Origin of the sequence: Sphingobacterium mizutaii (genome assembly GCF_900187125.1) — a bacterium.
In the GTDB taxonomy this organism is placed as follows: domain Bacteria; phylum Bacteroidota; class Bacteroidia; order Sphingobacteriales; family Sphingobacteriaceae; genus Sphingobacterium; species Sphingobacterium mizutaii.
Map to the genome: position 1 here is coordinate 4478123 of NZ_LT906468.1, position 23048 is coordinate 4501170.

A 23048-nucleotide genomic window follows, 5' to 3' on the forward strand; every position below is an offset into this window, starting at 1 on the left:
CTTCACTTCCAAGGGGGCAGGCAAAGTATTTTTCGCCAGGCGGCATAACTCGCTGTAGCATTGCCAGATAAATTTTCAGGGAGGCGAGGAAAAAGGGGCAATGGAGGGTAGAAGGGGCGGAAATGGTACACCACGGTCCTGGAATATCCTCCCATCCCGAAGATCCTGGTCCCTGCCCAGATCTTGGCCCATCCTCGGATCCTCTCCATACTGGTTCAAATGCGTAGGGCCTATCGTGGATCGGACCCCTGGTCCACCCACCCCCTTTCCAGCTGACCCCATTCGACCCGCCTTCCGAAATCTCGAAAAGCAAACCATGCCATCTCCTATGCGTCCTCGGGCACGCTGTGGGCATTCCAGCTGCCATCTCCGGAGCTTTCCCGAACCAGCCACCTAGAAAGACACCTCATTTCCGAGGCACCTATAAATTATGTTTGCAGTTTTACTTGGCCCTCTTCTTTTTGGAAACTTTGGCTTCTGGATTATAAGCTAGGCAGGTATTCATCCAAAACTGGAAATCTTCTTTGCTTTTATAGCCTTCGGGATCCACATAGCAATAACCATCAAGCAATCTGCCGCGCATGATCATGGGCTGAACTCCGCGCTTATTATTGTACTCTTCCGTTTTTTTGGGGTCAAAACGGCACATCAACTGGTCCTCACCTACATTGATGCACATTTTGCCATCTACCAAAAAGGCTATCCCGCCGAACATTGCCTTTTCTTCTACTTTCAGTTCAGTATGCTGTGCCAGGTATGCTCGCACCGAATCGGCTAGTCTTTCATTATATGCCATGTATTATAAATAGATGATCATCCTAAAAACAAATTCCATACCCTTTAGTTTTTCAGCAGGCACTTAGAATTCTTATCCTTATCGCTCATGGCAGCAAAAGCCTGAACGGCATCTTGGAGCGGATACTCCTCGACCCCCTTTACTTTAATCATACCCTTAGTGACTTGATCCAGGATCTTTTCAAGCTCTTTTGGGTTTGGTCCCGAATTGAGCAAGTGCGCCTGGACTTGATATTCCTTGACCAGATCTTCATTTGGTTCTTGCACGAGGCTAACGATCCTTCCTCCCTTCTTTAATAAGGGTATCAATTGATCCTGGGCTTTACCGCCCACCATGTCGAGGACCAGATCAAAAGCAGGAAGTCCTTTGAGGTAATCATCCGCTTTATAGTCAAGATAATGGTCAGCTCCTAGATCGAGCACATTAAATTCATATCGAGAAGAACCAACGGCATAGACCTCGGCTTTTTTCTGTTTGGCAAACTGTACGGCAAAGGAACCGACATTTCCGGAGGCCCCTACGATCAGTACCTTCTGATTGGCTTCCAATTTACCGGCATCAAACAATCCATGCCAGGCTGCAAGAGCAGAAACCGGACAGGCAGCCGCCAAGGACATAGCCATTCCTTTCGGCACTTTACAGACTTCATCAGCCTTGACCACAAACTCCTCGGCAAAGGCGCCTCCATATTTCTTCGGGTTACCACAGACGACGTCTCCCCGCTTCCATCCCTTCAGATCCTCGGCAACTTCCAAGACTTCGCCAGAGAACTCGGCCCCCGGAATAAATGGAAATTTCAAGTGCGGCATAGGAATGGTTTTGTCAAGGACCTTGATGTCGAATGGGATTATCCCTGCATAGGCTACTTTAATTTTCAATGTGCCTGATTTGATTTCTGGACCAGACTGCTCCTTATACTCGCCGGAAGACAGGCTCCCAAATTCATGATATACTATAGCTTTCATATTTATTAAATAAGATAATCGGATGTCGATTAATGTTTTCAATTTAACATTTTTGAATGAATAAATCGGGCGAAAATGAATTTTAAACCCTAATATTCAATGGATTATGATATTTAAATGTTAAATATTTCTTAAAATATTTGGATTATACGAAACGCTTCGTACATTTGAATACGAAAACATTCGTAGATACTAACAATCATCGTATGAAACCAACAGAAAGCGAAATGGAAATATTGCAAGTCCTTTGGAAAAAGGGACAGAGCAGTGTAAGGGAGGTATTTGAAACCTTGGATAAAAAAGATGTGGGCTATACAACAATCCTCAAATTGATGCAGATCATGCATGACAAGGGGATGGTGACTCGAGACACCAGTTCAAAGACCCATCTGTATACCGCGGAATTGGTGCAGGAGGAAATCCAGGAAAAGATGTTGGATAGAATGATCGATTCCGTTTACAATGGTTCGACAGCAAGATTGGTGATGCAGGCCCTGGGAAATGAACGGGCCAGCAAAGAAGATCTTGACGAAATCAAAGCATTTTTAAAGAAACTTGAACAAAACTAGCCATGGAAAATCTAACAATCAGTATTGGCAATGCATTAGGCTGGAGCATTCTGCATTCTATATGGCAAGCTGCAATTTGGTATATTATATATAGTATATATACACTTTCACAGTCCAACATCAGCGCAAAGGCGAAGCATAATGCTGCCTTAGGCACACAAGTATCGATTTTTGTGAGCTTTATAGCAACATTTATCTACTTCTACCAGAACGCGACCCAATTCATCGACTTAAGAACCCTGAATCCTGAGGACCTAAAAAACATCATGGCCAACATCCAACAGGACGGTTTTAAATTAGAAAGCTTATTGCCCTATGTAGTAGCAGGCTATGTTTTTGGATTTATTGTCCAAATCGTCCTCCTGACCAATAGCTTGATCCAATTGAAAAGATTAAAATTCAAGGGTCTGGATTCCGTCCCGGAAAAATGGACTAACCTCTATTACCAAGCCAAGAAAAAACTGGAGGTGAGACAATCCGTAGGGATCTATCTTTCCAATAAGATCAGTGTGCCGATCACCCTGGGTCATTTGAGACCGTTTATCCTCTTCCCGATTGCCTACGCCAACAAAATGGAGCTGGCACAGGTGGAAGCAATTCTCATGCATGAGCTGGCCCATGTAAAACGACAAGATTACTTATTCAACCTGCTCAAGGTAGGTATTGAAACCGTGCTTTTCTTCAACCCTTTTATCTGGGCACTCTCAAAAGTAGTGGAAAGAGAAAGAGAACATGCATGCGATGATATGGTCGTGCAACATGTATCCACCCCTATTTCCTATGCGCAGGCATTGGTTGAACTGGAAGAATTGCGCATGAGCATGAATCCGCATCTAACCTTGGCTGCTACGGGAAACAAAAATCATTTATTGAACCGGATTAAAAGAATCACCAAAATGGAAACAAATTATAAAAACGTGAGACCGCAGTTACTGGCAGTATTGCTTAGCGGTTTAGCGATACTAACCTTAGCGTTGATTATCCCAACGAATGAGGCACAGGCAGAGGAAATAAAAGTTGATTGGAACTGGACCGATCATTCGAATGAGCTGATCATTGACACCGTGAAACCATTGACGCCGCAACCGGCACAAAAACCGGTTACTCCTGCCAAGGTCAAATCTGAGCTTGTTTATAAAGGCAATGTGATTACGGACACCAATGAATTGCCAGTAGATGTCCGCAATACGATCAGATCGGTTCAGGCGCAGGGCAAAAAGATCCAAGAATATTATAATTCACCCGAGTGGAAAGCTCAGGTAAAGAATATAGAAGAGCAAAGCAAAAAGGTAAGTGCCTATTTTGAGGGTCCGGAGTGGAAACAGCAGATGGCTAAAATAGAGAAAGAATCTGCTAAGCTGAAAGAACACTTCAACTCACCTGAATGGAAGAAACAAATGGCCAATATCGAAAAGGAATCCAGTAAGGTGAACGAATATTTCAATTCACCAGAATGGAAAAAGCAAATGGAAAATATAGGAAAAGAGTCTGCCAAGGTTTCGAAGTACTTTGAGAGCGAGGATTGGAAAAGACAAATGGCCAATATAGAGAAGGAATCTTCCAAGCTAAAGGAGCATTTCGAATCGCCAGAATGGAAAGCACAGATGCAAAAGATCCAAGAAGACGGCAAGAAGATCCAAGAGTATTTCAACAGTCCTGAGTGGAAAGAGAAAACCAAGCAGTGGAAGGAATTGGAAGATTCAGAAGAATTTAAAGAGATCAACAAAAAATACCAGAAAGAATTGAATGAGCTAAAAGCCAAAAAAGGACTTTCCAAAATTTAATATACAGATCATTGTTTCGTTGTTTAGTTTATTAGGCCTCGCTCGAGGCCTTTTTTTATTTAATTCAGAGAATTTCATATTTTATGTATTATTGCAAAAGCATGTAAACTGAATTGAATGGAATTGATTTATTACATTGATTTATTGGGGACCATGGTATTTGCCATTTCTGGCGCGATGGCGGCAAACCGATATGGGATCGATATTTTTGGGGCAACGTTCATGGGCTTTGTTACGGCAATTGGTGGGGGTTCATTGCGTGATGTATTCCTGAATATCCGGCCGGTATGGGTAGAAGATGGAAACTACTTGATCGCCATCTTTGTTGGCGTCTTTATTTCCATCCTATTCAATAGGCACTTGGACAGTTTTGCCCGTACACTGTTCCTGTTCGACGCTTTAGGGATTGGTTTCTTCACCGTGGTAGGCGTTGAAAAGTCCTTGGCATACGAGAGCAGTGCGATTGCCGCGGTTATGTTTGGTATGTTTTCGGCATGTATGGGCGGTGTGATCCGTGATGTACTGATGAACGTCACGCCATTGATATTGAGAAAGGAGATCTATGCCTCGGCCTGCTTGGCGGGTGCCATAACTTATGTGCTGCTTACCTTTACTCCACTACATGCGAACTTGAATGCTTTTATCAGCGCCGCTGTGGTTTTCGGCATCCGGTTCCTTTCGGTCCGTTACAATCTATCCCTGCCAACGGTGCGGCCGATAAATTAAGCAGTTTAGTTAAGCTAAATTTTTGTTAAGGTACATTAATTGTCTCTTTATTCCGTTTTATTCAAACACGGTTAAATGATCAGCTATGAGCTTACGAAATTCCCTTTTTTATTGATGATGGGCACAGGCCTGTTAACGGCTTGTTCCAAAGAAGAAGGCTTTAGCCCCGAACCTGATCAGGACTATAGGCAAGAGATGCGGAATTTTGTGATCGGACTGAGCAAATATGCCAAACAAGAAAAAGCTAATTTCCTTATTATTCCACAGAATGGGATCGAGTTGGTCTCCCAGAACGAGGAGCCTACTGGTCCGCCGGCTGAAGATTACCTGAACGCGATGGATGGCAATGGACAAGAGGACCTATTCTTTGGATACGATGAAGATGACAAGGCAACTGATCCGGCCGAGACCAACCGATTAGTAAAGTACCTGAATATCTCTAAACAGGCAGGGAATACGATCTTGGTCAGCGATTATTGTTCTACCGCCAAAAACATTAGCAATTCCTATACTTGGAACCAAGAAAGAGGCTTTATATCCTTTGCTGCAACTGAAAGTGAATTAAATATTATTCCCAAAGTACCTGTACAGCATGAAAATAAACTGAACATCCAGAAAATTTCGGAGGCGAAGAATTTCCTCTATCTGATCAACAACAGTGGATTTTCTTCCAAACAGGCTTTTATCCAAGCTTTAGCAGCCACGAATTACGATATACGGATCATGGACCTGTACTTTTGGATGGACAGGCATCCAACAGTCAGGAGCTTTCACAATTGAGCAAAAAGGCAAACGCGGGAAGCAGGTTACTGATTTCTCATATGCCTATTGGCGAAGCCGAAGACTACAGGCCTTATTGGAATGCGTCTTGGCTACAGAACAGACCGAGTTGGATTATAGCAGAAAACCCCGATTGGAATGGCAATTTTAAAGTGAAATATTGGGACAAGGAAGGGCAGTCCATTATATTTGGTAATGAGAAGAGCTCTTTGAAAAAAATATTTGATGCGGTGTTTGATGGGGGCTAATCTAGATATCTTCGATGCATTCAATCATTTTGAAGACTTGAAATAACCGATAAATAGAAAAGCCAGATTTGAACCTGGCTTTTCTATTTATCTTTTCTTTTTCATCTGGGGGAAGGACATCTTGTAAGAAACCTTGACCTGCCCTTTTGAAATCGAATCTAGTTTACCTTTTAACATGGCCTTTTTCAATGGACCAAGTTTGTCGATAAATAGTTTTCCTTCGATATGATCGTATTCATGTTGAACCACACGCGCAGCCAAACCTGTCAACTCTTCTTCCTGTTCTTCAAAGTTTTCATCTAAATAATTGATGACCACATCTTTCTTTCTCAAGACTTCTTCATTGATATGTGGAATACTCAAACAGCCTTCAGAGAATGCCCATTTATCACCACTTTCTTCTACAAGGATAGGGTTGATGAAAACACGCTTGAAATCCTTTGCCGTTGGATCACCCGGTCCATCTTCATCATCTTCGCCAAACGGGCTGGCATCAATGACGAACAAGCGGATCGGTAAACCAATTTGCGGAGCTGCAATGCCTACACCATTTGCGGCATACATGGTCTCAAACATATTCTCTATCAATTTTTTTAATTCTGGATAATCCTCATCGATCTCTTCCGTTCTCTGACGCAAAACTGGATCTCCATACGCTACTATTGGTAATTTCATCTGTTATTGTTTACGGTACAAAGGTATTAATAATTTAGCACAGCTCGCATATTGAATGATTTGGCTTATTTTTACAGGATGGAAAATCCAGCGATCCGCAACCTATTAAGCTTTATTCAACAGGACCTAGATACTGATGTGCATGGAGAAGAGCTGGACGGTTATTCCCATATCATCTGTCCCACCCTTCCTTTTGACATCTTTATCTATAAAAAGTTTACAGCAAGGCCCGAAGTATCTGATAAAAGGTACATCCTGATTTCCTTGGGGCAACTCGAGCAAGAGGGCACCAAAATAAAGAACAGACTGAAGGTACTGGCAGGAAAGGCAAAAAAACTGCATGCCCGAGCAACTGTGGCTGCCCGATTGGATAAGAATCAAAGCCTATCTTTCCTACAAGAAAATCATCTGCAGGTGCCCCTGCCTGGGAAATATAGGTATGGCCTGTTCTATGAGGGCGAATTGGTTTCCATCGCCGTATTTAGCGGCGGGAGAAGGATGAAAGACAGATCAGAGGATTATCGCTCTTTCGAACTTTTACGTTTTTGCCATAAATCTGACCATCTCATTATCGGGGGACTTTCAAAACTGATCCGAGCATTTATCAAAGATTTCCATCCCGGTGATATCATGACCTATGTAGATCAGGACTGGTCACAGGACTCCTCGCTCAAGACCATAGGCTTTCAGGAAATGGGATCTCGGGAAGGCGCAAATTTCTGGATTGCGGACCAGCAGCAATACCTTATCGAAAGCCAAGAGCAGTTGCTGGAAATGACTGAGAACCATCCAAATGGTTACCTATCGCAGAATTCAGGAAGCATTAAATTAGTATTGGCTGTTTAAAAACAGCTTTATTTTATTATATTTATTGCTTAATCAATCGAAATTTATTCCTTATGAAACGAAAACTTCGCATGGGCATGGTCGGTGGTGGAAACGATGCCTTTATAGGAGCTGTACACCGAATTGCTGCCTTTATGGATGGCAAAATAGAATTAGTATGTGGTACTTTCAGTATAAATAGAGAGATTTCTTTACAATCGGGCGAGGACTTATTTGTTCCTGAAGAAAGAGTATACCTGACGTACCAAGAAATGATCGAGAAGGAGTCGCAATTGCCAGAAGGAGAGCGCATGGACTTCGTGACGATCGTAACACCGAACTTCCTGCACTTTGAGCCAGCTAAACTAGCTTTGGAAAGTGGATTTGATGTCGTGGTTGAAAAACCGATGACCTTAAACCTAGAAGAAGCATTGGAATTGCAGGCTATTGTGGAGCGCACTGGCCGTACGCTATGTTTGACACACACTTATTCTGGATACCCAATGGTAAAACAGGCTAAGGCAATGGTGAAAGATGGTCACTTTGGCAAGATCCGCAAAGTATTGGTAGAATATCCACAGGGCTGGTTAAGCCGCCTGACCGAGCGTGAAGGAAATGCTGGCGCAGCATGGCGTACAGATCCAAAACGTTCGGGTAAATCATTGGCAATGGGCGATATCGGTACGCACGTAGCGCATTTGGCGGAATATGTTACTGGACTTAGGATCACGGAGGTCTGTGCTGATTTGACTTCATTTGTTGAAGGACGCCAATTGGATGATGATGGTTCGGTATTGTTGCACTTCACCGAAGGTGCAAAAGGCGTGTTGACCGCTTCACAGATCTGCGCTGGCGAGGAAAATGCAGTCAGAATGCGTATCTATGGTGAAAAAGGTGGTTTTGAATGGGCAAATGAGGACCCTAACAATTTGATCGTAAAGATGTTGGATCAGCCTAGACAGTATTACCGTACTGGAAACGCCTATGCAGCACCATATACCTTGAGTTCTTTTGCAACACATAACACCAGGATCCCAGCAGGTCACCCAGAGGGACTATTGGAATCGTTTGCAAATATCTACCGTAATTTTGCGGCTACTGTAGCTGCCAAGAAAGACGGAAAAACTCCTACTCCAGAGCAATTGGATTTTCCAAATGTAAACGATGGGGTACGCGGCATGGCATTTATTGATACCGTTGTAGATAGCAACGCAAGTAACGAAAAATGGACCAAGTTCGTGATATAAGCAATATTCAAGAACTTATTGAATCTATACATCAGGCGGAAGAGTTTCTTTCGCCTGATTTTCTTCTGATCATTTTGGGTCCCACGGCATCCGGAAAGACCAAACTCGCGGTCAAACTGGCCCAAGCCATGGGTGCTGAGATTATATCTGCCGATTCTAGGCAAGTTTATAAGCAATTGGACATCGGAACGGGCAAGGACCTGATCGAATACCAAGATATCCCCTACCATCTTATTGATATCGTTGAGCCGAACGAGAACTTTAATGTGGAATTGTTCAGGCAAGGTTTCCAAAAAGCATTTTTAGAAATAAAACATCGTGGAAAACTGCCGATTCTTTGCGGTGGAACTGGTTCTTATATACAAAGTATCTTACAAGAACAGACCTACAGCCAGGTTCCTAAGGATAAGGAGTTGCAAGTGGAGCTTTCCCTTCTCTCCAAAGAGGCTCTTATTGAGCGGATCAACCAATTTAACATTCCTCAAGAGTTCAACATCGATTGGAACAGCCATAAACGATTGGTTCGTGCATTGGAAATCTTGCTGTACTTGGAACATCATCCGGTACCAGAAAGGAAAGGTCAGCTTGTCAAGGATTTTATGATCCTCGGCCTTGCTCCTGATCGGGAAATAAGGAGAGCTCGGATTGACCAACGCCTGGAATATAGAATGGAGGAAGGTTTGTTAGCGGAGGTTGAAGGTTTGTTGGAACAAGGAATCAGCCATGAGCAGTTGCAATGGTTTGGATTGGAATATAAGTATGCTTCACTGCATTTATTGGATGAACTGACCTTGGAAGAATTCACGGAAAGGCTACGGACGGAGATCCATAGATTTGCCAAGCGGCAGATGACCTATTTCAGGAAAATGGAAAAAGATGGCTTAAAGATCCATTGGATCAATGTGCTATAAAGAAAAAAAGCTGGTTGCATTACGCAACCAGCTTTTTTTACAACTTTATTTCTTCGTCTTTGGAGTTAAAGAAGTGGAATTCGGTCAAATGATATGAACTCATTTCCTTCACTTTAATCCATTTCCAATATTTTAGAAACCAATTCATTCTTCTGGAGATAAAACCAGATTTGATGTAGGCAGCGATATAAGGATGTACACAAAGGGTAACCCCTACTTCGTTCTGTTCCTGAAGAATAAAACTCAAATTGTTTTCAATATCATCCAATAAAACGATACTGGATCTAATTTCGCCGGTTCCGTCACAAGCAGGACACTTTTCATTGGTCACAATGCTCATTTCAGGCCTAACTCTTTGCCTAGTGATCTGGACTAATCCGAATTTACTAGGAGGGAGAATGGTATGACGGGCTCTGTCGCTAGCCATACATTCCTTCAAGAAACCATACAGCTCTTTCCGGTTGGTGGCTTTGTGCATATCGATAAAATCGATTACCACGATGCCGCCCATATCCCTCAGCCTAAGCTGACGGGCAATTTCTTTTGCTGCTTCCTTGTTTACAAGGAGCGCATTATCTTCTTGATTTTCTTTGTTGGCAATTCTGTTTCCGCTATTGACGTCGATGACGTGGAGGGCTTCGGTGTGTTCAATCACCAGGTAAGCACCGCCTTGCAGGTTTACAGTTTTGCCGAACGACGCCTTAATTTGCTTTTCAACTCCAAAGTGGTCGAAAATAGGTTCTTTTCCTTTATAGAATTTGACTATTTTTTCCAGGTCAGGAGAGATCTCTTGAATATATGATTTTACTTCCTCGTAGATTTCATTATCATTGACATAGATATGAGTAAATTCATCGGTGAGGATATCACGCAGGATGGTGGACGCTCTGTCCAACTCACCCAGTACTTTCTGAGGGGGTTCAGCCGTTTTAAGGCGTTTGGTAAACAATTCCCATTTAGAGATCAGGTCTAGAAGGTCCTTTTGGAGTTCATCGACTCCCTTACCTTCAGATACCGTACGGATAATGACACCGAAATTTGTAGGTTTAATGCTTTCTACAATTTTCTTGAGTCTATTTCTTTCGGCGCTGCCTTTGATCTTTTTGGAAATGGAAACCGAACTTGAAAATGGCACCAGGACGACGAATCGACCAGCGATGGATAAGTCGGAACTTAACCTTGGTCCTTTAGTCGAGATAGGTTCTTTGGCTATCTGTACTGGCAATAACATGTTACGGCTTAAAACATCAGATATTTTTCCAGCCTTGTCAATGTCCTTTTCAAGCTTCAAACTATTGAGCAGTTTCTCTTGATAACTGCCATTCTTTACTACCCTTGTTAATTTGATCAAGGACTGTACTTGAGGCCCTAAGTCGAGGTAATGCAGGAAAGCGTCTTTTTCGTAGCCTACATCTACGAATGCGGCATTCAGTCCGGGCATGATTTTCTTTACTCTCCCTAAGTAAATATCACCCACGGCATAGTGATTGCCAGCTTGTTCCCTGTTTAGTTCAACTAGTTGTTTGTCCTGTAGTAAAGCAATAGTCACCCCCTTATCGGGGACTGAATCGATAATTAATTCCTTTACCAACAGCTACTTAATTAAGGACAGTTGTGGACTCGCTCCACAACGAATGTTGTCCGGTTAAACATAAAACCGTTTAATGAAAAAAAACAATCTATGATGATGGATAATCGATCATAGATTGTATCACATGATTTATAGGGCTAACGCCCCAAAACTATTTTTTCTTGTGTCTATTTTTTCTTAAACGTTTTTTACGTTTGTGAGTAGCCATTTTGTGTCTTTTTCTTTTTTTTCCGCTTGGCATAGCTTTAATGTTTTTAAATGATTTTAAAAAAAATTGTTAATTACTTACTTAGTTCTTCAATCCTGCGATCGATGAACTGGGAGAGACTAGGATCGGCAGCCAGTTCTTTGCTTTTTTGGAAAGCAGCGATAGCTTCGTTCTTCATCCCTATATTTTCATAGCCTGTTGCCAAATAAAAGTATGATTCGGCATCAGGTTTTTGTTCAATTACAATTTTGAAACGATCGATCGCTCGGTCGAATTGACGTGACTGTAATGAGAACAAACCTAAGGTTTTGTTAGCCTCCAGGTTTTTTGGATCAGCTTGAACAACTTCTCTCAAGATAGCAATACCAGCCATCGGGTTGTTGGTTCCAGTAACCATCGCTGCCCCTAATCCGGTTTTTGCATCTAAGCTCGATCCGTTTAAATCTACAGCTTTTTGATAAACTTCAATAGCTTTCTGGTTTAAGGCACTTGCTAAGACAGTATCTTGAAGATTGGTATATCCTTTACGGTAATTGTCGCCAGATTTCAAGTAGTACTCAAATTTAGGGTCAATATTAGCCATTTCCTCATAAATATAGGCTTGAGGAGCAGGTTTTTCCACATCGTTCCATTTATCAGCAAGTTGTTGATAAAGTTTCACTCTTTCGGAACCTTCTGCTTTATGGGCTTTTGCCTCTAGATCTGTGATTTCGTTGACAATAGCTGGGTTCAATCCACGCTTAGCAGCTTCAGATACAGAACTCAGGTTAAACTGAGATGCAGCAGCTTCAGCTTGAGAAGTTGTAGCTGCTGCATTTTTTTCTTCTTCATCTACCAAGCCCTTCACAGGTTTAAACAATAGGAATCCGATAACAAGGACTACTGCTGCTACAACGATGATCTGGATTTGCTTGGTGTTTTTCATGAAAATGAATTATTTCTTATTTCCGTTCTTTACTTTCTCTACAAATACTTTTGCAGGTTTGAAGCTAGGCACGTAGTGCTCAGGAATGATAATTGCTGTGTTTTTAGAAATGTTACGTGCTGTTTTTTCAGCTCTCTTTTTTACCACAAAACTTCCAAAACCTCTTACGTACACATTCTCACCGCCAATCATAGCACTTTTAACTACTTTGAAGAATGCTTCAACGGTTTCTTGTACATCAACCTTCTCTAAACCAGTCTTGTTAGAGATCTCTGCAATAATTTCTGCTTTAGTCATATCTATTTTTACTCTAATTAATCTATACCCTAAGCCTATCAGCCCGTTTGGGGATGCAAAAGTATCTTTTTAAAATGAGTAATGGAAATATTTTTGTGATTTTTTAAAATCCAAACCACTATCATTCAATGATTTAGTACAACACTCCCCAATTTTACATTTCAAAAGGCTTGCAAAGCTACAATTATTTTATTGACTATCAAAGTATTAATGAACTTTCTGAACACATTATTTCTCCTATATGACGAATGTCAGCTTCTGAGTGTAAAGCAGATACAACAACCCGATTTAACAGGGGACTTGTCGCTAATGGATAGGGAAAACTGGAGATCACAATCTTTTTTTGCAACAAATGTCTGTAAAGTAACGGCTGGGTCGAACTAAATACCGGAAAATTTTCAATATGACTCAATGAGGTCTCCCTAGTAATCGATGCCAATAAACTGGTATTGGACTGCATCCTCTCGAATGCCTCTTCATAAATATCCTGACCATGTAACAGGGCATAGAGCGCCGCAGGTGCGGTCGGTGAGGCTCCATTGAAAATAGGATGCTTTTTGATCTTATCAACAGTGCTCTTTGTCCCCAAAACAACCCCAGCATCCGTTCCAAGACCTTTCGCCAATGATGCAAGCACAACGATTTCAATATTATCTGCTTCCAAGGCCGACAGGTCAGCTGAAACTTTGTTTTTGTGCAATACGCCTATTCCATGGGAATCATCTAGGATCAAGAGCAGGTTTTTATCCGTTTGTAATTCCTTAAAGATGGAAAAATCAAAGTGCTGAGGGGTCAGATTGTCAATACAATTGGATATGACTGCAAAATCCTGCTGCTCGGAATTGTTGATAAATGCTACCGTAGCCTTCGCCCATTGATCGAAATCTCCTTCCACCAAAGGTGTTTCACCAAGCCAAAGGGCAGGATGGCTGCCCGGTGCATAGATCACCTGCTTCCCTCTGCTAAGACTTCCCACTGAAACCTGACCTGCAAGATAGCCGCTGGACAGTAGGGCTGCGGCTTCGAAACCAAAACGGTCAGCCAAATTAAGTTCGGCATCTCGGTAGATTCCAAGTTGGACGTTGTTGGTCCTGGAAGTCCCATTATTGAGCCCAAGCAGGTCTATCCCTTTTTTATAAAGTTCGATGTATCCTGGATTATCCAATAATCCGAGATAGGCAGTGCCACCAAAAAAATGGTAGTCTGTACCGTCTAGGCTAATAATTCTTCCTGTAGTTTGTTGAAGATTTCTAAAGGAGGTCATGGCAAATGTTATCAGAAAGCAAATGTACGAAAACCTATCAAACTCCCATTTTCGCGATCCTTCCTCTAAACCAAACAGTTCAGCCCCTTATTGTTTTTCTTCTTTTTTATGTACGAGCGCCAATGCACAGATTGTCAGTGGAAAAGTCATCAACCGTAAAAAGCAGCTGATTTCCAATGTGGATGTGACTATTTCCGGCAGCTAGGGCGGTGCCCCTACTGACTCAACTGGTAGATTTCAATTTAAGACCGAAACAGCGGCCACCCAAGAGCTGGAGGTTCCCTCGGTTGTTTATGGAAATAAGTCAATCGAAATCGATTGCAAGGACAGTCTGTTTTTGGGGATCGATTTGGCTCCTGGAGACAATCAGATCGTGGCCGTGAAAGTCAGAGCGGGCCAATTGAGCGTCGGCAGCCCCAATGACGCGGTACTGACTCCATTGGATATCCTAACGACGGCAGGAATACTGTGGCGGAACTAGGTAAAACCGAGAAAGGGTAAACGGTATTAAAGAGCGTTTAGAATTGCCTAGAACAAATGGAACTTGAGCGGAATATTAAGCCCGACCCCGAAGGTAAAACCATCGATAGGCTTAAAGTTTTCCTTGGTACCGATATCAAACCCATATCCTGCAGAAAGCTCCAATATAGAAAAAACACTGACCCCCGCTTTCGCCGTAGCTGTATAGGGCGTAATTTCCCCCTTGATAAAAGGCCATACCGCCACGTTGTTGAGGTAATAAGTAACCCCAAATTCCGGAATTACGGTAGACTGATCCATCATCCAGGTGAAGTTTGCCCCAGCATCTAACTTGATATACTGGGACTGGTTCGGAGCAAATAATCCCCATGCCGATGCCTTCAAGAAATTGCCGCTTTGGAATTGGTAGCCAATCGAAGGACCAAATATCCAACCATCAGCTTTAGGTCCCTTTTCCTGCGAAAAGCCCATGTTCAGCATCATTAACGACAATCCTAGGATTATTAGGGTCTTTCTCATATTGATCAGATCTATTATTTTATTGTTAACAGAACAAATTTCATTGATTTTTGTTATTTTTAAAAAGAATTAACAAAATCACACAAAACTATTTGCAATTACAAGGATTAGAAGGTTAAACAATTGTTTTTTCATGCTTTTCCACCTCACTTTACCCCTTACCATACTCAATTTTAAAGCGAACAATTAATTTAACGTTACACATTCCTTAACAGGGCGTTAATATCAAACAGCTAACTTTCGCCCGGTTAAACAGCTACAAGCCAACAGGTTCAACCAAACATGTTGTTACATGTAATTTATCTCCCTATAAAAGACAAAATAAATATAGAGTTTGGTCGTTTATTTGATAACTAAACCCTAAACCATTCTTTTCTGGGATGATGTTTAATTTTTTTAATTCACAAAAACTATTTGAAACTATTGTATGAAGATTATTAGTTTAAAATCGACTTCTATGAGTCAGTCTCACCCTTTATGTCCTCATTGTGGAGAAGCATACCTCTACTCTCGCGTACGTAGACCGTGGTGGGTCAGGACATTTTTGTTTTTCTTGCCCGTAAAGAGGTATTCTTGCAATCAATGCCATAGATCCTCGTATGTACTACGTGAAAAAGGTTAAAGGGATGTCGCACTAGCGCTCCTTAAATCTCAACATTTAAATTTTCTATTTATTGTCAGACCAAATATTCAGATTAATCCATCGCCCGAGGTTGAATCATCAAATTTGTCTTAGTTCAATACATTAGGGTACATATCGCTGAAGATTGCAATTTCACCTTTACAGCATCAAAACACCCAGATCAATGGGATTGGGCATCTTTTTGCCAAAGCTTACTTTGGTTGTTCCAACATCAATTTATCGATTACCTCCTCCAGCTTCTTGTAAGGATATTTATGGATAATAAATTTATGCTTCCCCTGGGCTGATGGTTCCCAATAATTTGAACCATCCTTTTCGGTCTTCATCGTCCCCGGCCCACTTAGGTAAAAGTACTTTTCCGGGTTTTCCGCAGCAATCAAGACAGCTGTCTGATCCCAAGAGCTCCTGGCCTTAACTGCTTCCTTGGCGTAACTCACCAAATTGATCTGGTAACCAACGGAAACAGGACTGCTCTCCAACTTCTGTTCGGCTATTTTACCCCCAGTTTTGATCTTATCCCCTATTTCAAATCCAGTAAACAATATTGGTTTTGGGAAATGATCAAAGGCATATACCCCCGACTCTGCATCCTCATGGATATTAAACTCCCTGCCCTGCGGGAAGCCGCCAGCCATCGCCACCCAATTCTTTACTTTTTTCTCCAGCAACTCTATTCCAGTTAGATTGGAATACTTATCCGCTTTTGATTGCAATAGATCACTGATGTTAGTCATGAAGCCCACGGTCACGATCGTGACGCTATTATCCGGCTGCTCCGCCAAGACTTTCCTATAAATCGACACCGAAGACTCGTATTTCTTATTTAATAGCGCTGGCTCAAACTTTTTGATGATCTGCTCATTCCAATTGTTCGCTGCTGTAAAATTGGGAGCCAAGGGGCTATAAGTCTGTCCCACGGGAATATCTCCACGTTTAAAATACTTATTGTAAACTTCGATGGTCCCCGGAATGTCCTTATGGGCATCCGAAGAAACCGTGGCCAATATTTCTATCTTGCCTTGATTGGCAAAAGCATGGAGTAGCGCAATGGCCCCTATATCATCATAGTCCGGCCCCATATCCGTGTCAAATATGATCTTCACTTTAGCAGAATCAGCTGGATATGTTTCGGAAAGCACAGGATACTGTGCAATAAAGATGAACAAGAATGAAATAATGGATGTTTTTAACATAAAGTTAGCTTGATTTCTCATCGTACAGGTATTAGGAGGGCACTCCAGCTTTTCATAAGCATTAGACCATTTAAGATAATGAAATTATCCCAAAATCCAGATACAAAACATTCTAAGCCAAGGCGTAGCAGTGTTAATAAAAAAAACGTTATATAAAAAAGATTTAATTTTCACCCCAACAGAACCCTTATTATGAAAAACCTATTCGGCATATTTTCCATACTGATACTGCTATTTTCCTGCAGCAAAGGTGAGTCCTTAAATATTGAACATGAATCCGCCTATAAGAAGAGCTTAAAAAAATGGGAAGAGTTCAGGTCAGAAAACAACAACACATATACCTTTGTAATTGAGACCGATCGTTCCTTTTCAGCTTTGCCTTCTAGGATTACCCTAACGGTGGAAAACGGGATTTTGACAAAAAGAAACGGGCATAAAATGGATCTGTTTTTGGTTCCAAGGCCAGCGGCCGGCTGGACAGAAGAAAACATCAGAGTAGCGCTGACTTCTATAAACATGGACAAAGCGCGAATCGAGGAAATGCTCACTGCCGATTTTATTGCCGGTATGGAATGGGAAGAAGATCAAAATAATTTAGGAAAATATGGTCCCCAGGACCTCGCGATGACCATCGATCAAATCTATAAAAAAGCAAAGGACACCTGGCTGGTACCAAGCAAAGGCGATGAGGCCATCTTTGAAACCAAGAACAATGGAATAATTTCGATGGTAGGCACCAGATTAAAACCCCATGATGACTTCCCTTTCAACGGCGTCAGGATCGTTTCGATTGCGGCATTAAAATAGAAAAGCAAACAATAGCCTTCCCAGCTCCACTTTCTATTCATTTTATATAATTCAAACAGCAATTCCAGGGCATCGCTCCTCCATTTATATAAATCCGCAAACCCTTCTTTTGCAAGGCGAAGAACTTTGCTTCATCTTTGGTTTAGCGAGTTAAATGGAGGAGAAATACAATGAGAAGAATAAACCACGGGAACGGATTGAATGTTTTTATTTTGATGGCCTCATTCCTTTTGACAGCCTCAAAAGCAAAGTCTCTTGACTTTCGTTCCACCTTGGAAAACATAAGTTCCCGAACAATGGGCTTTTTTCAAAATTCAGGTGAGCTAGCACATGGAACCCGTCAGGAAATTCCAGAAGAGGGCAATACCGATCAGAAGGAAGACATTGTCAACCCATCATTCGGTTGGGAAATCACGAACTGTTTATAAGTTAATTCATAATAAACAAGGCCTCCAAAATTGGAAGCCTTGTTTTTTTTCGTATATGCTTATTTCTTTCCGCCACCTCGCAACAAGGCAACCAATAGCAAAATAAAGACCGCCCCACCGACTACCCATACCCAGGGTTTTGAGAACATACCTTCATCTCCCTTGTCGATATCCACATTGATATCCAACCCTTTGTCCTGTGCCCAAGCTTGAAGGGACACAAACAACAGCATTAACACTGCCATTGGACGAAATTTAATGATCCAATTTCCTTTCATATCAGATGTTTTAAAGTGTATAATTTGAGTTATAACAGATTGTCACAACAAATGTTTTCATTTAAAATTAACCCACACATACGATAGGCCATATTGACATAGGCCAACAGTTTCCAGGTTCATGACAAAATTTAAGCCTCGGTTAATTTAATGCCCTCTGGGATGTAGCATAAATTCGACAATTCTAAGTTTAGTTTAGGTAAACCGCAACCGAAAGAATTAATAATATCGAACTTTATAGAATCAAAATCAATATTAACTTAATCGGCTAACCCCCTTTATTACAACTACTACGATGAATCCTTATCTTAATTTCCACAATCAAGATCTCATGGATTATGCTAGGAAGCATAAGGCCAAGTACAAGAATGCTAACCCATTCCCTTCCATTTCATTGGAGAATTTCTTCAATCCCGAGTTTTTAACCGAAGTGTTAGAAGAATTCCCCGATCTTTCCAAAGGAAACAATATTGTTTACAACGATCCATTGCAGAAGAAGTTGGCAGGAAACGGAGAGGAGCTTTTTGGTCCCAGAACCAAGCAGCTGATGCATTTCTTGAACTCAGAGCCTTTTTTGAATTTTGTAAATGAAATCACCGGCATCGAAGAAACTTTGTTCGGAGACCCTTATTTCTCTGGTGCCGGACTTCATGAAACCAAGCGTGGCGGTTTATTAAAAGTACATGCCGATTTCAACAAGCACCCTATCAATGGGCTTGACCGCCGTGTTAACCTCATTGTATATTTGAATAAGGATTGGAAGGATGAGTATGGGGGCCATTTCGAGCTATGGGACGAGGAAATGAATGGTTGTGTCGATAAGTTCGCCCCAAATTTCAATTCCATTGCAATGTTTTCGACCACTTCTGTATCCTACCATGGTTTACCGAACCCATTGACTTGCCCTGAACATATGAGCCGAAAATCATTGGCACTCTATTTTTATTCCAACGGCAGGCCAGAAACCGAAGCAGTAGCTTTCAAGGACGGGCACAACTCCATCTTTGTGAAAAGGAAAAATTCAAGTGAAGATTCAGTGGCTTGGGATAGATACGATGAGTCCAGAAGGAAAAAGCCAATCCTAAGAAGGATCTATAATAAAATCGTAGCGCGATTATTGTAATTTTATATAGGGCTGACCAGGATCTCCTTTGGTCAGCTCCATCTTTTCCTTCTTCCTACCCCTACTTTAAACCAACATTCCTCCCATCCATTTCAAACAGCTCCAATTTTAATGGGACTAACCATTCTGTTAAAAAATAGGGGGCTCCCTTTCTATTGAGCCATTAAACATTACAGGGTTTCTCTATCGATTTAGAAATGCCACAATCCATTTAACGGCCCAAAATGCGGACTGAACAGCATCAAGGTGACCTTTCCACAGCTTCTTTGGCTAAAAACACTCCCATCGCCTTTAACATATATTTTACATCCGGGTAAAACAGCCTGCCCAATACCATTAAAAATTAAATGATTAGGAATAAAAAACAATTTCTGTGGTTATTGATTTATTAATTGTTAACCATCGCGTAACATTACGTTAACATTACCTAATTACTTTTGACCAACTGAGGGAGAACCCATGATTCCTCAACATCTAACATCTTAAAATTATATGAAAAAAGTATCTACTCCTTTTCATCGAAGTTCCAAACGAACCTCATGCGCCTTTTTACTCCTTCTCGGACTTGGTTTCTCACCAGCTATGTCTCATGCCTTCCATGCTAAAGCTCCAAACGCTGAATGGAACAAGCAGCAGAAGATCACCGTTGCAGGCATCATCTACGATCAGAGCAGCAATACTCCGATCAGTGGTGCAACCATTATTGCTGATGGGAAAGCAATAGGAACCAGTAATCAAAATGGTGAATTCTCCATTCAGGTAGATCCCGGAAAACCTGTTAGTTTCCAGAGCCTAGGTTTCCAGAGCCATTCTCAACAATGGACCAGAGATACCAAAGCCGTCCGGATCAACATGGTCCCATCGGATGAATCCATCCAAGAGGTGGTGGTGACGGCATTAGGGATCAAAAGGGAGGAAAAGTCTCTGGGATATGCAGTAAGTAAAGTTACGGCAGAACAAATGACAGAGGCTACGCCAAGCAACTGGGTGGACGCGATGAAAGGAAAGGTTGCCGGATTGAACATCACGCAAGCAAGTTCGGGTCCGTTAAATACTGCAAGAATTAATTTACGAGGAGACCGCTCCTTAGATCCGGGCAAAAACGAGGCCCTGATCGTTGTAGATGGTATCCCGATGGTAACAGGCCGATTCAGTTCGGGTGTAACAGATGCCTACGGGGCAGGATCTAGCGGTGCGGATAAAGATATTCCCATTGACTTCGGTAACGGTCTGGGCGATATCAACCCAGATGACATCGAATCCATCTCCGTACTTAAAGGCGCCGCCGCCACCGCACTGTATGGTAGCCGTGCCGGCAACGGAGCCTTAATCATTACTACCAAGTCTGGAAGAAACAGCAAAAATGGAATCGGGATCTCGATCAATTCCAATACCAGCTTCCAATCGGTCCTGAAATGGCCCGCTTTCCAATATGAATATGGACAAGGTAACCTGGAGCGCAATGCTGCAGGCGAGCAATATTATTCCTATGGTTTGACCGAAGACGGTAAAAACACCGGATCAACCTCCAGTGCCTTCGGACCAAAATTCAACGGTCAGGAGTATTTTCAATATGACCCAAGCACCGAAACCGGAGGAACGACCAGGACTCCTTGGGTCCCATACAAGGGCGGGGTAAAGGATTTCTTCAATGTTGGAGAAACCTATATGAACAGTGTTTCATTTGATGGCGGCAATGAAAACTTCACTACAAGAGCATCATTGACGCACACCAAAAACTCCTGGATCATGCCAAATACCGGCTTTGAAAGGTTGGTGGCATCGATCAATTCCTCGGCTAAACTGAGCGATAAATTGAAGGTCAACATGAAGGCCAACTATACCAACAAAGGCAGTGATAACCTTCCGGGAACTGGATATAACAACCAGTCCATTGGTTATTTCATGATCTTCCAAAACCCCAGCATCAGCCTAGATTGGTACAGACCGATGTGGAAAAAGGACAGAGAAGATATCGAACAGATCCACCCTTTCAGTTCCTATATAGAAAACCCATTTGTCATTGCCTATGAAATGACCAACAGCCTGAAGAGCCATGGTATTGACGGAATGCTACAAGGGGTCTATACCTTTAACCCTAAATGGGAAATCATGCTTCGGTCGGGTCTGTCCATGCGTTCCGATATCAGGGAACAGAGGCGCCCATGGGATACCGCCAACTTTCCGAAAGGATATTATAAGCAACAGGATCTATTCTATATGGAAGCCAACACCGATGCATTGCTGTCTTATAATGATCAGATCAATGAAGACTTCAATATCCGAGTATCCCTAGGCGGAAACCTCATGAAACGCGACATCAAGGAAGATATCGGTGTGGCTAGGGGATTGACCTCGCCAGGTGTTTACAAATTAGCGAATGCATTGACAAGCCCAGTGGCAGAAAACACGGCGACTCAAAAGGAAATCCAAAGTGTATTCGGAATGGTTAACCTAGGCTGGCGTGACATGGTCTTTGTCGATGTGACCGCAAGAAATGACTGGTCTTCTACCCTGCCAAACAGTAGCCGTTCCTATTTCTACCCTTCTGTGAGCAGTAGTTTTGTACTGAGCGAGATGATAGAGATGCCAAGTCAGATCTCCTTCGCCAAACTTCGCCTATCTTGGGCGCAGGTCGGTAATGATGCCGATCCATACCAAACCATCAAGTATTTCAACAACTCCATTTTCCCCGGTTCAGCAGAAGCACCATCACTATTGCATAATGCAGACCTGAAACCGGAGATCTCGACCTCTACAGAAGCAGGGGTAAATGTTGCTTTCTTCAACAATCGCTTGACTGCTGACGTGAACTATTATTTCAACCGCTCGAGAAACCAAATCCTGATCGTTCCACGTGACGTCACTACTGGTTTCAGCTCTGAAGTGATCAATGGTGGCCTGATCCAGAACAAAGGTTGGGAAGTCAGCTTGACCGGAACGCCAGTGAGGAATGAAAACTTCCAATGGAATGTTACAGCCAACTGGGCTAAGAACAACAACGAGATCTTAGAACTGAGCGAAGGTGTTGAAACACCGCAACAGGTAATCGCATCCAGTGGATCGGGAGCAGCGGAGATCATAGCGACCGTAGGTGGTTCTACAGGTGACCTATGGGGCTACGGATTAGTGCGCAATGACCAAGGACAAGTGATCTATGATGCTAAGACCGGTTTGCCGGTACGTCCTGCTGACAAAGTGAAGATCGGGAATGCCTATGCAGATTGGAGAGGTGGATTCCACAATGAATTCAGGTACAAGAACTTTACTTTGAGCGCCTTGATCGATGGTCAGTACGGTGGTATCGTTTATTCGCAAACGCATCACAAGATGTCGGAGCAAGGTAAATTGGAACACACGCTACGCGGTCGTGAAACCGGGAAAATTGTTGGCGAAGGGGTCATCCAAAATGCAGATGGTTCTTTCAGTCCAAATACCAAAGAAGTAGCGATCAATACCTATTATGGTGATTACTACAGAAGGGCCAACGTAGAAACCAACAGCTTTGATGCTTCCTACCTAAAGCTTCGTGAAGTGAGGTTTGAGTACGCATTGCCAAAGTCTCTGGTTTCAAAGTGGAAAATGAACAACGCTTCAATCGCATTCTTCGGTCGTGATCTATTCATGATCACCGACTTCCCGATGTACGATCCTGAAACCGCAGCATTAAATGGCGCAACCATTATGCCGGGCGTAGAGATGGGCCAGATGCCAAGTACAAAAACCTTTGGAATGAATTTGAAAGTAAACTTCTAAGCTGAAAAAC

Annotated in this window: 23 protein-coding genes; 13 read left to right on the forward strand and 10 right to left on the reverse strand. The window is 42.4% G+C overall.

What is annotated here, in order from left to right; translation table 11 throughout:
* Positions 1-442: 442 nt before the first annotated feature.
* Together CKW03_RS19400 and CKW03_RS19405 are read right to left on the reverse strand one after the other, a co-directional pair.
* Positions 443-796, reverse strand: coding sequence for a TfoX/Sxy family protein (locus tag CKW03_RS19400; RefSeq protein ID WP_093099709.1), 354 nt, complete (start codon positions 794-796; stop codon positions 443-445).
* Positions 797-840: 44 nt separating this feature from the next.
* Positions 841-1761: an NADP-dependent oxidoreductase gene (locus CKW03_RS19405; protein WP_093099711.1), complete on the reverse strand. Its 921-nt coding sequence runs from the start codon at positions 1759-1761 to the stop codon at positions 841-843.
* Between the two features lie 206 nt (positions 1762-1967).
* Between CKW03_RS19405 and CKW03_RS19410 the strand changes: the two genes are divergently transcribed.
* From CKW03_RS19410 to CKW03_RS19430, 5 genes are all read left to right on the forward strand, one after another.
* A complete protein-coding gene (locus CKW03_RS19410) occupies positions 1968-2330 on the forward strand; it encodes a BlaI/MecI/CopY family transcriptional regulator (protein ID WP_093100175.1) in 363 nt (120 codons plus the stop codon).
* Between the two features lie 2 nt (positions 2331-2332).
* Positions 2333-4114, forward strand: coding sequence for a M56 family metallopeptidase (locus CKW03_RS19415; RefSeq protein WP_093099713.1), 1782 nt, complete (start codon positions 2333-2335; stop codon positions 4112-4114).
* 117 nt (positions 4115-4231) lie between these two features.
* The gene (locus CKW03_RS19420; RefSeq protein ID WP_093099715.1) at positions 4232-4840 is read left to right on the forward strand and encodes a trimeric intracellular cation channel family protein; all 609 of its coding nucleotides are present in this window, start codon (positions 4232-4234) and stop codon (positions 4838-4840) included.
* A gap of 75 nt (positions 4841-4915) precedes the next feature.
* The gene (locus CKW03_RS19425; RefSeq protein WP_093099717.1) at positions 4916-5620 is read left to right on the forward strand and encodes a putative glycoside hydrolase; all 705 of its coding nucleotides are present in this window, start codon (positions 4916-4918) and stop codon (positions 5618-5620) included.
* Positions 5617-5868 carry a hypothetical protein gene (locus CKW03_RS19430; protein WP_095067936.1) on the forward strand — a complete coding sequence of 84 codons (252 nt, stop codon included), beginning with the start codon at positions 5617-5619 and terminating at the stop codon, positions 5866-5868. The genes CKW03_RS19425 and CKW03_RS19430 overlap by 4 nt, the downstream gene beginning before the upstream one ends.
* Positions 5869-5955: 87 nt before the next feature.
* Here CKW03_RS19430 and def read toward each other — a convergent pair whose 3' ends face one another.
* Complete coding sequence (gene def, locus CKW03_RS19435) at positions 5956-6543, reverse strand: peptide deformylase (protein ID WP_093099721.1); 588 nt, start codon at positions 6541-6543, stop codon at positions 5956-5958.
* Between the two features lie 78 nt (positions 6544-6621).
* Between def and CKW03_RS19440 the strand changes: the two genes are divergently transcribed.
* The 3 genes from CKW03_RS19440 to miaA are packed head-to-tail and all read left to right on the forward strand — an operon-like array spanning position 6622 to position 9526.
* Positions 6622-7389: a hypothetical protein gene (locus CKW03_RS19440; RefSeq protein WP_093099723.1), complete on the forward strand. Its 768-nt coding sequence runs from the start codon at positions 6622-6624 to the stop codon at positions 7387-7389.
* 53 nt (positions 7390-7442) lie between these two features.
* Positions 7443-8615, forward strand: a complete 1173-nt coding sequence (locus CKW03_RS19445; protein ID WP_093099725.1) for a Gfo/Idh/MocA family protein — start codon at positions 7443-7445, stop codon at positions 8613-8615.
* Entirely contained in the window at positions 8594-9526 is a 933-nt protein-coding gene (miaA, locus tag CKW03_RS19450) for a tRNA (adenosine(37)-N6)-dimethylallyltransferase MiaA (RefSeq protein WP_093099726.1), read from the forward strand. Before CKW03_RS19445 ends, miaA begins: the two co-directional genes overlap by 22 nt.
* 37 nt (positions 9527-9563) lie before the next feature.
* Here miaA and CKW03_RS19455 read toward each other — a convergent pair whose 3' ends face one another.
* From CKW03_RS19455 to CKW03_RS19470, 4 genes are all read right to left on the reverse strand, one after another.
* Positions 9564-11117 carry an Rne/Rng family ribonuclease gene (locus tag CKW03_RS19455; RefSeq protein WP_093099728.1) on the reverse strand — a complete coding sequence of 518 codons (1554 nt, stop codon included), beginning with the start codon at positions 11115-11117 and terminating at the stop codon, positions 9564-9566.
* Between the two features lie 281 nt (positions 11118-11398).
* Positions 11399-12250, reverse strand: coding sequence for a tetratricopeptide repeat protein (locus CKW03_RS19460; RefSeq protein ID WP_093099730.1), 852 nt, complete (start codon positions 12248-12250; stop codon positions 11399-11401).
* 9 nt (positions 12251-12259) lie between these two features.
* Positions 12260-12547: an HU family DNA-binding protein gene (locus CKW03_RS19465; protein ID WP_093099732.1), complete on the reverse strand. Its 288-nt coding sequence runs from the start codon at positions 12545-12547 to the stop codon at positions 12260-12262.
* Between the two features lie 199 nt (positions 12548-12746).
* Positions 12747-13811 carry an aminotransferase class I/II-fold pyridoxal phosphate-dependent enzyme gene (locus tag CKW03_RS19470; RefSeq protein WP_093099734.1) on the reverse strand — a complete coding sequence of 355 codons (1065 nt, stop codon included), beginning with the start codon at positions 13809-13811 and terminating at the stop codon, positions 12747-12749.
* On the opposite strand from CKW03_RS19470, the gene CKW03_RS19475 reads away from it, so the two are divergent.
* Positions 13810-14016, forward strand: coding sequence for a hypothetical protein (locus tag CKW03_RS19475; protein ID WP_093099735.1), 207 nt, complete (start codon positions 13810-13812; stop codon positions 14014-14016). The genes CKW03_RS19470 and CKW03_RS19475 overlap by 2 nt on opposite strands.
* Before the next feature lie 323 nt (positions 14017-14339).
* Here the strand turns inward: CKW03_RS19475 and CKW03_RS19480 are convergent, their stop codons facing one another.
* On the reverse strand, positions 14340-14810 hold the full coding sequence (locus tag CKW03_RS19480; RefSeq protein ID WP_093099737.1) for a hypothetical protein: 471 nt from the start codon (positions 14808-14810) through the stop codon (positions 14340-14342).
* A gap of 834 nt (positions 14811-15644) precedes the next feature.
* Positions 15645-16667: a nucleoside hydrolase gene (locus CKW03_RS19485; RefSeq protein WP_093099739.1), complete on the reverse strand. Its 1023-nt coding sequence runs from the start codon at positions 16665-16667 to the stop codon at positions 15645-15647.
* A gap of 171 nt (positions 16668-16838) precedes the next feature.
* On the opposite strand from CKW03_RS19485, the gene CKW03_RS19490 reads away from it, so the two are divergent.
* Complete coding sequence (locus tag CKW03_RS19490) at positions 16839-17453, forward strand: hypothetical protein (protein ID WP_093099741.1); 615 nt, start codon at positions 16839-16841, stop codon at positions 17451-17453.
* A gap of 170 nt (positions 17454-17623) precedes the next feature.
* Positions 17624-17881, forward strand: coding sequence for a hypothetical protein (locus CKW03_RS19495; RefSeq protein WP_093099743.1), 258 nt, complete (start codon positions 17624-17626; stop codon positions 17879-17881).
* Positions 17882-17940: 59 nt separating this feature from the next.
* Here CKW03_RS19495 and CKW03_RS19500 read toward each other — a convergent pair whose 3' ends face one another.
* The gene (locus tag CKW03_RS19500) at positions 17941-18126 is read right to left on the reverse strand and encodes a hypothetical protein (RefSeq protein WP_139185505.1); all 186 of its coding nucleotides are present in this window, start codon (positions 18124-18126) and stop codon (positions 17941-17943) included.
* 328 nt (positions 18127-18454) lie between these two features.
* Here CKW03_RS19500 and CKW03_RS19505 point away from each other — a divergent pair, with 328 nt between their 5' ends.
* Together CKW03_RS19505 and CKW03_RS19510 are read left to right on the forward strand one after the other, a co-directional pair.
* On the forward strand, positions 18455-19282 hold the full coding sequence (locus tag CKW03_RS19505; protein ID WP_093099747.1) for a 2OG-Fe(II) oxygenase: 828 nt from the start codon (positions 18455-18457) through the stop codon (positions 19280-19282).
* 492 nt (positions 19283-19774) lie between these two features.
* Entirely contained in the window at positions 19775-23038 is a 3264-nt protein-coding gene (locus CKW03_RS19510; protein WP_236736541.1) for a SusC/RagA family TonB-linked outer membrane protein, read from the forward strand.
* Positions 23039-23048: the final 10 nt, after the last annotated feature.

Excerpts from the sequence above, each read along its gene's own strand:
- CKW03_RS19400 (WP_093099709.1), bottom strand. The coding sequence starts at position 796 with ATGGCATATAATGAAAGACTAGCCGATTCGGTGCGAGCATACCTGGCA.
- CKW03_RS19405 (WP_093099711.1), bottom strand. The coding sequence starts at position 1,761 with ATGAAAGCTATAGTATATCATGAATTTGGGAGCCTGTCTTCCGGCGAG.
- CKW03_RS19410 (WP_093100175.1), top strand. The coding sequence starts at position 1,968 with ATGAAACCAACAGAAAGCGAAATGGAAATATTGCAAGTCCTTTGGAAA.
- CKW03_RS19415 (WP_093099713.1), top strand. The coding sequence starts at position 2,333 with ATGGAAAATCTAACAATCAGTATTGGCAATGCATTAGGCTGGAGCATT.
- CKW03_RS19420 (WP_093099715.1), top strand. The coding sequence starts at position 4,232 with ATGGAATTGATTTATTACATTGATTTATTGGGGACCATGGTATTTGCC.
- CKW03_RS19425 (WP_093099717.1), top strand. The coding sequence starts at position 4,916 with ATGATCAGCTATGAGCTTACGAAATTCCCTTTTTTATTGATGATGGGC.
- def (WP_093099721.1), bottom strand. The coding sequence starts at position 6,543 with ATGAAATTACCAATAGTAGCGTATGGAGATCCAGTTTTGCGTCAGAGA.
- CKW03_RS19440 (WP_093099723.1), top strand. The coding sequence starts at position 6,622 with ATGGAAAATCCAGCGATCCGCAACCTATTAAGCTTTATTCAACAGGAC.
- CKW03_RS19445 (WP_093099725.1), top strand. The coding sequence starts at position 7,443 with ATGAAACGAAAACTTCGCATGGGCATGGTCGGTGGTGGAAACGATGCC.
- miaA (WP_093099726.1), top strand. The coding sequence starts at position 8,594 with ATGGACCAAGTTCGTGATATAAGCAATATTCAAGAACTTATTGAATCT.
- CKW03_RS19460 (WP_093099730.1), bottom strand. The coding sequence starts at position 12,250 with ATGAAAAACACCAAGCAAATCCAGATCATCGTTGTAGCAGCAGTAGTC.
- CKW03_RS19465 (WP_093099732.1), bottom strand. The coding sequence starts at position 12,547 with ATGACTAAAGCAGAAATTATTGCAGAGATCTCTAACAAGACTGGTTTA.
- CKW03_RS19475 (WP_093099735.1), top strand. The coding sequence starts at position 13,810 with ATGGCAAATGTTATCAGAAAGCAAATGTACGAAAACCTATCAAACTCC.
- CKW03_RS19470 (WP_093099734.1), bottom strand. The coding sequence starts at position 13,811 with ATGACCTCCTTTAGAAATCTTCAACAAACTACAGGAAGAATTATTAGC.
- CKW03_RS19480 (WP_093099737.1), bottom strand. The coding sequence starts at position 14,810 with ATGAGAAAGACCCTAATAATCCTAGGATTGTCGTTAATGATGCTGAAC.
- CKW03_RS19485 (WP_093099739.1), bottom strand. The coding sequence starts at position 16,667 with ATGAGAAATCAAGCTAACTTTATGTTAAAAACATCCATTATTTCATTC.
- CKW03_RS19490 (WP_093099741.1), top strand. The coding sequence starts at position 16,839 with ATGAAAAACCTATTCGGCATATTTTCCATACTGATACTGCTATTTTCC.
- CKW03_RS19495 (WP_093099743.1), top strand. The coding sequence starts at position 17,624 with ATGAGAAGAATAAACCACGGGAACGGATTGAATGTTTTTATTTTGATG.
- CKW03_RS19500 (WP_139185505.1), bottom strand. The coding sequence starts at position 18,126 with ATGGCAGTGTTAATGCTGTTGTTTGTGTCCCTTCAAGCTTGGGCACAG.
- CKW03_RS19505 (WP_093099747.1), top strand. The coding sequence starts at position 18,455 with ATGAATCCTTATCTTAATTTCCACAATCAAGATCTCATGGATTATGCT.
- CKW03_RS19510 (WP_236736541.1), top strand. The coding sequence starts at position 19,775 with ATGAAAAAAGTATCTACTCCTTTTCATCGAAGTTCCAAACGAACCTCA.